General features: G+C 71.3%; 2 protein-coding genes. One reads left to right on the top strand and one right to left on the bottom strand.

The genetic code is table 11. The features are described 5' to 3' along the window. Positions 1–225 precede the first annotated feature (225 nt). The gene (locus LCD31_RS28705) at positions 226–1149 is read left to right on the top strand and encodes a LysR family transcriptional regulator (RefSeq protein ID WP_224963312.1); all 924 of its coding nucleotides are present in this window, start codon (positions 226–228) and stop codon (positions 1147–1149) included. Positions 1150–1220: 71 nt separating this feature from the next. On the opposite strand, the gene LCD31_RS28700 is transcribed toward LCD31_RS28705, so the two are convergent. Continuing rightward, positions 1221–1596, bottom strand: a 376-nt coding sequence (locus LCD31_RS28700) for an aldehyde dehydrogenase family protein (protein WP_224963311.1), incomplete at its 5' end; no start/stop codon positions are given.

Below are 1596 nucleotides of genomic sequence, written 5' to 3'. Positions count from 1 at the left end.
CCCCCGGCACCCACGCCGACAACAGCTGCGCGACCAGCACCCCCGCCGCGGCCACCACCACACCCGACCGACGCTCCGACCACACAGCACGCAACTCCACCGACGTCCGCATGCCCCGAGCCTCACCCGCCACCCGCACGCCCGGTAGCCGTCAACCACACAGGAACCCATAACCGGAATGCATCACCACAGGGCCAGAACACCCAGGCGAGCTACAGTTGCTGCATGGCAGAAGATCCGGACCCGCTGTCCCTGCGACTCCTCGTGCTCATCGCCGAACTCGGCAGCATCGGCGCCGCCGCCGCCCAACTGCGGATCAGCCAACCCTCCGCCAGCAAACGCCTCAACAGCCTCGAACGCCGCCTCGGCCTCCACCTCGTCGAACGCACCCGTCGCGGCGCCGACCTCACCCCCGCCGGCGGCACCGTCCTCGACTGGGCACGCGACGTGCTCACCGACCTCGACGCCCTGCACACCGGCGTGCACGCCCTGCGCGCCCGCCACGAACAACGCCTCCGCGTCGCCGCCAGCATGACCATCGCCGACTACCTCGCCCCGCGCTGGCTCACCTCGCTGCGCACCGCCTTCACCGGACTCCGCCTCGAACTCGACGTCGCCAACTCCACCGCCGTCACCGACGCCGTCCGCCACGACCGCGCCGACCTCGGCTTCCTCGAATCACCCGAGGTCCCCGACGGCGTCTCCGTGCGCTACCTCGCCCGCGACCGCCTCACCGTCGTCGTCCCACCCGACCACCGCTGGGCCCGGCGCCGCGAACCCCTCGACCCCACCGAACTCGCCGCCACCCCGCTCATCGTCCGCGAACACGGCTCCGGCACCCGCGAAACCCTCGAACACGCGCTCGCCACCGCAGGCGCCACCCCCACCGAACCCCTGCTCGAACTGCACTCCACCACCTCGGTGCGCAACAGCGTCGTCGCAGGCGCCGGACCCGCCGTGCTCAGCACCCTCGCCGTGGCCACCGACCTCGCCGCGGGCCACGTCGTCGAAGTCCCCGTCACCGGCCTCGACCTCCACCGCCCCCTGCACGCCGTCTGGCGCGCCGGGCACCGCCTCACCGGACCCGCCGCGGCCCTGCTCTCCGTCGCCCTCCGCGACGCCACCGACAGCGGCACCGCCACCCGCTGACACGATCACCCCATCGAGCACTGGCGAACGTCTGTTCGACTCCGCACCATGGAGTCATGACCAACACCCGCTCACCCCAGACCGGACATCACGTGCTTCACCCGGCTGTACTCCTCCAACCCGAACCGGCCGAAATCCCGCGCCGACGCCGAATGCTTGAACCCGCTGTGCGGCATCTCCGCCACCAACGGCCGATGCACGTTCACCCACACCGTCCCGGCCTGCAACGCCCGCGACATCCGCATCGCCCGCGCATGATCACGCGTCCACACACTCGCCACCAACCCGTAGCGCACCCCGTTCGCCAACTCCACCGCCTCCTCCTCCGAGGAGAACCGCTGCACCACCACCACCGGCCCCAACACCTCGTGCTGCACCAACTCGTCCGACTGCTCCACGTCCGCCACCACCGTCGCCTCGTAGAAGAACCCCCGCCCACCACGACGA

Source organism: Saccharopolyspora sp. 6M (genome assembly GCF_020176775.1).
In the GTDB taxonomy this organism is placed as follows: Bacteria; Actinomycetota; Actinomycetes; order Mycobacteriales; family Pseudonocardiaceae; genus Saccharopolyspora_C; species Saccharopolyspora_C gregorii.
This window is presented reverse-complemented; position numbering and strand designations above follow the sequence as displayed.